This window comes from Spirillospora sp. NPDC049652, assembly GCF_040675125.1.
Lineage (GTDB): Bacteria > Actinomycetota > Actinomycetes > Streptosporangiales > Streptosporangiaceae > Spirillospora.
Genome location: NZ_JBFAOF010000381.1, coordinates 1 through 6,380 on the forward strand (window position 1 = coordinate 1; position 6,380 = coordinate 6,380).

Genomic DNA, 6,380 nt, shown 5'->3' on the forward strand with positions numbered 1-6,380 from the left:
CTGCCGTCGGCGCCCGGCGAGAACGCGACCACGGCACCGGAGGCGGCGACCGCGGCAAGGGCCGGGACCAGGAATCTGCGGGACTTCGCGAAGGTCGTCTTCATGGGCCGGACGCTAGTTCCGGCCGGCCGTCCGGCACGATACAGCGGGCCGCCCGCCCGTTGGTACAGCCCGCTGTAGTGCTCACTCGCCCGCGGGCGGCGGATAATGATCCCCCGTTCGACGTCACGAGGAGGTGCGGCATGCGTGTCCGTGCGCTGTTGTCCGGTTCGGCCTATGCGCTGGGCATGCTGGTCACTTCCGCGGCCACGGCGCTCGCCTTGCCGGTGCTGCTCTTCCCGGGGGCGGCGCGGGGGTGGGCGGGACGGCACCGGCGGTGGGCCGGCAGGCTCCTCGGCGTTCCCGCCGACGAGCGTCCGTCCGGCCGGAGGGCTCTCGCCTGGTCGCTCGCGCACATCGCCGTGGGGCTCCCCCTCGGACTTGCCACCCTGCTGTGCCTGGGCAACATCGTGGTCGGGGCGGTGGCCATGACGTCGTGGTGGGCTTTTCCCACCGACGACCGCCCCACCCTGTTCTCGCTGCTCGACGTCCATGTGAACGACTGGACGACCGCGCTGCTCGGCGGGACGGTCCAGATCGCCGTCCTCGCGGCGGTGGCGTGGTGGGGGGTGCCGGTGCTGGCGCGGCTGCACGCGCGGATGTCGCTGGCGGTGCTCGCGCCGTCGGCCCGGGAGGTGCTCACCGAACGGGTCGACGTGCTGACCCGGAGCCGGGTCGGCGTGGTCGACGCCCACGGCCTGGAGCTCCAGCGGATCGAGCGCGACCTGCACGACGGGACGCAGGCGCGCCTGGTGACCATCGCCATGCAGCTCGGCATCGCCCGCGAGTCCCTCGGGGACGAGCAGAACCCGGTGGCGACCCTGCTCGAACAGGCGCACGAGACGGCGGAGGAGGCCATGGCCGAACTCCGCGCGGTCCTGCAGACGATCTACCCGCCGATCCTCGCCGACCGCGGGCTCGACGGGGCGCTGACCGCCCTGGCCACCCGGTCCAGCGTGCCCGTCCGCATCGACCTCGCCGACGTGGGCGCGCTCCCGGCGACCGTGGAGGCGGTGGCCTACTACGTGATCGCCGAGGCGCTCACGAACGTGGCCAAGCACGCCGCCGCGTCCCGGGCGGACGTGCGGGTCGAGCGGGCGGGCGACGTGCTGACCATCGAGGTCACCGACGACGGGAAGGGCGGCGCGGACGAGGCGCGCGGCACCGGCATCACCGGGATGCGCCGGCGGGTCGCCGCCCTGGACGGCGCCGTCGGCCTCGCCAGCCCGCCGGGCGGCCCCACCGCCCTCACCGTCCGGATGCCGTGCGCATGGTGACCGCGCGCATGGTGACCGGGCGCATGGTGACCGGGCGCATGGTGACCATTCAGGAGGCAGCCCCGTGCGGGTCGTGATCGCGGAGGACAACGTCCTGCTGGCCGGCGGCCTGGAGCTGCTGCTGGCCGCCAAGGGCTGCGAGGTCGCGGCGGTCGTCGGCGACGGCGAGGCGTTCCTGGACGCCGTCGCCGAGCACCGCCCCGACATCGCCATCGTCGACGTGCGGCTGCCGCCGTCCTACCGCGACGAGGGGATCCACGCCGCGCTGCGGGCGCGCCGCGAGCACGGCGCGCTGCCGATCCTGGTGCTGTCGCAGTACGTCGAGCGCGACTACGCGGGCGAGCTCCTCTCCGACGGCCGCGGCGGCATCGGCTACCTTCTCAAGGACCGCATCGGCCGGGTGGCCGAGTTCGTCGACGCCCTCCGCCGCGTGGCGGCCGGCGGCACGGCCATGGACCCCGAGGTGGTGGCCCAGCTCCTCGCCCGCCGCGACGACCATCCCCTGGACACGCTGACGGCCCGCGAGCGGGAGGCGCTCGCCCTCATGGCGCAGGGCCACGACAACGCCACCCTCGCCGAGCGGATGCGCATCTCCGACAACGCCGTCCACAAGCACGTCGGGAACATCTTCGCGAAGCTCGGCCTGGCCCCGGACGACTCCGGACACCGCCGTGTGCTGGCCGTCCTCGCCTACCTGGACGGCACGTCCCGGGCCGCCGGGCCGGGCCCCGGCGCCGCCCGCTGACGCGGCGGGACGCTCAGGGGGTGTTGAGGGTGGCGACGCTCTCGAAGACCTTCATGTCGGCGGCCCAGTCCGAGTCGGGGCGGGGCCAGTGCAGGACGATGTCGGTGATGCCGAGCTCGGCGTAGCGTCCGGCCAGGTCGGCGTAGGACTCCGCCGACTCCAGCCACGGCTCGCCGGTGAAGCCGGTGAGCAGAAGGCGGCGCTGGGTGGACGGGTCGCGCCCCTCCTTCTCGCAGGCTTCGGCGAGCATGCCCAGCTGGACGCGCACCACCTCGTACGGATCGTCCGACTGGGGGCCCTTCGCGGTGGTGATCCACCCCTCGCCGTACCGCGCGGCGAGGCGCATGCCGCGAGGCCCGCCGGCCGCGACGAAGAACGGGACGCGCGGCCGCTGCACGCAGCCGGGTCCGGCGGCGAACTCCTGGGCGCTGTAGTACCGCCCCTCGTGGGTGGTCTCCGGACCGCGCAGCGCCCGGTCGAGCAGGTCGACCCACTCGGCGAACCGGTCGGCGCGCTCGCGGGGCGTCCAGTCCGGGCCGCCGAGCCGCCCGCCGTCGGACGTCCGGGACGCGCCGCCCGCGCCGATCCCCGCGGTGTAGCGTCCGCCGCTGATGTCGTCGATGGTCTTGACGGCGTGCGCGGTGGGCACCGGATGCCGGAAGTTCGGCGAAGTCACCAGCGTCCCGAGCCGGATCCGCGAGGTCACCGCCGCGGCCGCCGCCAGCGTGGTGTACGCGTCGTGCCAGGGCGTGTGGCCGCGCCAGGCCGTGTGGTCGTAGAGCCACGCGGTGTCGAACCCGAGCTCCTCGGCCCGCCGGAACAACTCCCCGGTGTCCCGCCATGACCGGATCGGCCACAGCACCGTCCCAAGCCGCACAGCCTCCACCCGTCCCCCTCGATCGTCATCGTCCAACTCGGGGCACATCATTCCAACCGGACATGGCGGCCGGCCGACCGCCCCGACCGGAACGACGTCCGCCGGAGCCGGGCGCGCCCCTCGCCCGCGCGCGGTGTCAAGGTGCGGCGGCACCGAATGCGACCGCCGGTGTGGTTCGGGTGGCCAAATTTCCTTCCGGGACGACCTTGGGTGGGCTCCGCCCCTTCCCTACCGGAAAGTAGGCACGCAAGCTCGGGGCGTTTGATGATCATCCCTTGAAGGAGGACCATCACGTGAGACGGAACGTCATCACGTCCGCCCGCCCCCGCGGGGCGCGGATCGGGCTGCGGGCCGCGGCCGTCCTGACCGGCGCGGCGCTCGCCGTGGCCGGGACGGGCACGGCGCGGGCCGACCAGACCGCCCGGCCCGTCCGGCCCAAGCCGCACGCGACATGGGAGGCCGTCGGGCCGAACTCGCTCGGCGGGTCCATCGGGCAGTCGCCGCGAAACCCCAATGAGCTCGCGCTCATGACCGACTCGCCGCAGTTGCTCTGGCTGTCGGAGGACCGCGGCGCGCACTGGCGGCTGCGGGACACGGTCCCCCGGCTGAACGGCTCCACCCGCTCCTTCGTCGTCGATCCCGCCGACCCCCGGCGGATGTACCTGCTGGTGGCGAAGGGGACCGGCTTCGGCACCTACGAGGGCTGGCTGATGCGCAGCACCGACCGGGGTCGCACGTGGCGGACGCTGCGCCACGACGCCCAGGACGGACCGCTCCAGCTCGCCGTGTCCGGTCGGACCGTCGTCACCGAGGGCCTCGACAGGATCGGGGTGAGCACCGACGGCGGGGACAGCTGGCGGGAGATCCAGCGGCCGTGGGAGCGCGGGAGCATGGCCGCGCCGATGCCCAAGCGGATGCTCAGCCTGGTCGGCGAGGACCTGTACGCGACGGCGACCGCGCCGGGCCAGGACCTCTGGGTGATCAGGGGGATCAACGGGGCCGCTCCCGTCCCGGAGCGCCTCGGCCGGCCGGGGAGGCAGAACGTCGACGAGGTCGCCGCCACCGGCTGGGGCGTCGTGGTGACGGCGGGGCACGCGCTCTACGGCACCTCCGACCAGGGGAAGACCTGGCGGACGCTCGTCACCGACAAGGCCGACTACCTCTACGGCCCGCAGATCTTCGGCGACGACGTGTTCGTGACCACCGCCAACAAGATCTACGTGAGTCGCGACCGGGGACGGACCTTCACCTCGTGGAACGTTCCGATCCCAGGCCAGGGAGTGGGCGAGGTCGCGCCGATGGGCGGCGCTCGCGGCACGACGCTCGTGTCGGACGGCTACCACGGCCTGTACACGACCACCAACGGCCGCGGCTACCGGCCGATCGGCGTGCCGAGCGAAACGGCCACGAACCTGCTCACCACCCGTGACGCGCGCGGCCGGGAGCTGCTGGTCTCCACCGGGATCTGGGACCTGTTCCACACTCCCCTGCCGACCGGCAAGGTCACCCCGGCCACCCGCCGCTGGGCCCGCGTCACCTCCGACACGCTGCACGCCTACCCCAAGATCGGAGTCTCGGCCAAGGACCCGCGGACGGTCTGGAGGGCCGAGGAGAACGGCCTGGCCACCGGGATCTACCGCAGCGCCGACGGCGGCGCGAGCTGGACCAGGAACAGCGTCATCGCCTCCGGCGGCAACCCGACCGCCCTGCTCGTCCATCCGGCCGACCCGCGCCGCGTGCTCGTCCTGTACTTCTCGTTCGACGGCTGGAGGATGCGCGGCAGTGAGGACGACGGCGCGACCTGGTGGACTGCCGAGCTGCCCGACGCGCCGTACGCGTCCCTGGCCGGAGACCCGAGCGACCCCCAGCGGATCTGGGTGGGCACCCGTCGGGGCCTGATGCGCTCCGATGACGGCGGCCGCACCCTGACGTCCTTGACCACCGACCCCTCGCCCCGGGTCTTCGTCGACCCGCGCGATCCGAAGCGCGTCCTCGCGGGCGGTTCGGACCTGCGGCTCAGCACCGACGGCGGCGCGACCTTCCGGACCGTCCAGCCCGCCGTAGGCGGAACGCTCGGCCAGGTGGTCGCCGACCCGCGCCGCCCGAGGACCCTGTACGCCGCCTGGGCCGGCGAGGACCGCACGGGCGTGTGGCGCAGCGACGACGCGGGCATCACGTGGCGCGACATCGGCAAGGGCCTTCCCAGCCCCGCCACGTCCTCCCTCGTCACCAGTTCCGACGGCCGCTGGCTGTTCGCCGGCACCAACTACACGGGAGTGCAGCGCCTCCCCCTCGGCTGACCGGGCCACGCCGGACGCCACCCCGCGGGATCATCCCCGCCTGGTGGCGTCCGGGTGGACGGTTGCGCGAGGGCTCAGCGGCGGAAGGTGTAGATCGTCGTGTTGACGTCGCAGGGGCTCGGCGGGACGACCGCGACACGCAGCCGTCCGCCGACCTGGTCGTAGTCGACGCCCTCGGTCTCGAACTCGCCCTTGCACTCGCTGATCAGCGGCACTTGCCCGAGCGACGTCACCCTGGCCGTGACGTCCCGTCCGTGCAGCGGCTCGGAGAGGGTGATCCGCAGCAGTTGCCTGGTCGTCGGGAACAGGTCCGTGCCGGTGTCGTCGGTCGCGCAGACCAGGGAGGTCGCCGTCACGAAGTCGCAGCCCTGGACGTCCCGGACAGGCCGGTCCAGTTTGATCTGCCCGGCGAGCGGGAGCGTCCCGCCGGTGCGCGGCGTCCGGTTGTTGAGGATGGGCGTCGGCAGCACGAGGAGGCGGTTCATGGTGCCCCACTCGCCGCTGACCAGCCACCGGCCGTTCGGCGTGACGGCGGCGTAGGAGTTGTTCATCATCTCGCCGGGCGCCAGCGGATGGACGTACCGGTAGCGCGCCCCGCCGGGCGTGGTGACGTAGAACATCTTCGCGGCGGGGTCGGCGGCGGTCCACTGGTAGGCGTCGAAGACGTATCCGCGCGCGGAGTCCGGGTCGCCCACGTGGCCCCAGCCCGCGGCCCTCAGCTCGTCCGGAACCGTGCCGTTCCCGGTGAAGTACAGCCCCTTCCCCCGGACGGTCGCGAGGCCCTGGTTGCTGGTGGCCGAAGGACGGCTCTCGCTTCCGACCGGCTTCCAGGGAGCGGTCCGGTGGGTGTCGGCCGCGACCGTTCCGGGGAGTGCGGCGGCGAGGACGGCGGCGGCCGCCGCGAGCGTCGCCGCGATGCGCGTGATCATGCCGGGCAGCGTCGCGGGCCCGCATGACCCGAAGGTGAATTCCGCACCCACAGCGGATGATCTTCGATGAATAGTCACCTCACGTATCCCTGGCCGTCGTTTCACGTCCCTACGGTCTGATTCACACCGGTTTTGGCAATGAGGAGACGTCCG

General features: G+C 73.3%; 5 protein-coding genes. 3 read left to right on the top strand and 2 right to left on the bottom strand.

Annotated elements, in window-relative coordinates; all coding sequences use genetic code 11:
* Nucleotides 1-242 precede the first annotated feature (242 nt).
* Together AB0J52_RS22655 and AB0J52_RS22660 are read left to right on the top strand one after the other, a co-directional pair.
* Nucleotides 243-1,376, top strand: coding sequence for a sensor histidine kinase (locus tag AB0J52_RS22655; RefSeq protein WP_500183918.1), 1,134 nt, complete (start codon nucleotides 243-245; stop codon nucleotides 1,374-1,376).
* A gap of 64 nt (nucleotides 1,377-1,440) precedes the next feature.
* The gene (locus AB0J52_RS22660) at nucleotides 1,441-2,121 is read left to right on the top strand and encodes a response regulator transcription factor (RefSeq protein ID WP_500183920.1); all 681 of its coding nucleotides are present in this window, start codon (nucleotides 1,441-1,443) and stop codon (nucleotides 2,119-2,121) included.
* Nucleotides 2,122-2,134: 13 nt separating this feature from the next.
* Here AB0J52_RS22660 and AB0J52_RS22665 read toward each other — a convergent pair whose 3' ends face one another.
* The gene (locus AB0J52_RS22665; protein WP_500183921.1) at nucleotides 2,135-3,007 is read right to left on the bottom strand and encodes an LLM class flavin-dependent oxidoreductase; all 873 of its coding nucleotides are present in this window, start codon (nucleotides 3,005-3,007) and stop codon (nucleotides 2,135-2,137) included.
* Between the two features lie 284 nt (nucleotides 3,008-3,291).
* Here AB0J52_RS22665 and AB0J52_RS22670 point away from each other — a divergent pair, with 284 nt between their 5' ends.
* On the top strand, nucleotides 3,292-5,298 hold the full coding sequence (locus AB0J52_RS22670; RefSeq protein ID WP_500183922.1) for a WD40/YVTN/BNR-like repeat-containing protein: 2,007 nt from the start codon (nucleotides 3,292-3,294) through the stop codon (nucleotides 5,296-5,298).
* Between the two features lie 74 nt (nucleotides 5,299-5,372).
* Here the strand turns inward: AB0J52_RS22670 and AB0J52_RS22675 are convergent, their stop codons facing one another.
* Nucleotides 5,373-6,227 (bottom strand): hypothetical protein, encoded by an 855-nt coding sequence (locus tag AB0J52_RS22675; protein WP_500183923.1) that lies wholly within the window; start codon nucleotides 6,225-6,227, stop codon nucleotides 5,373-5,375.
* Nucleotides 6,228-6,380 lie beyond the last annotated feature (153 nt).

Bases quoted from the DNA above. Each gene is read 5' to 3' on its own strand.
- AB0J52_RS22655 (WP_500183918.1), top strand. From the start codon at position 243: ATGCGTGTCCGTGCGCTGTTGTCCGGTTCGGCCTATGCGCTGGGCATG.
- AB0J52_RS22675 (WP_500183923.1), bottom strand. From the start codon at position 6,227: ATGATCACGCGCATCGCGGCGACGCTCGCGGCGGCCGCCGCCGTCCTC.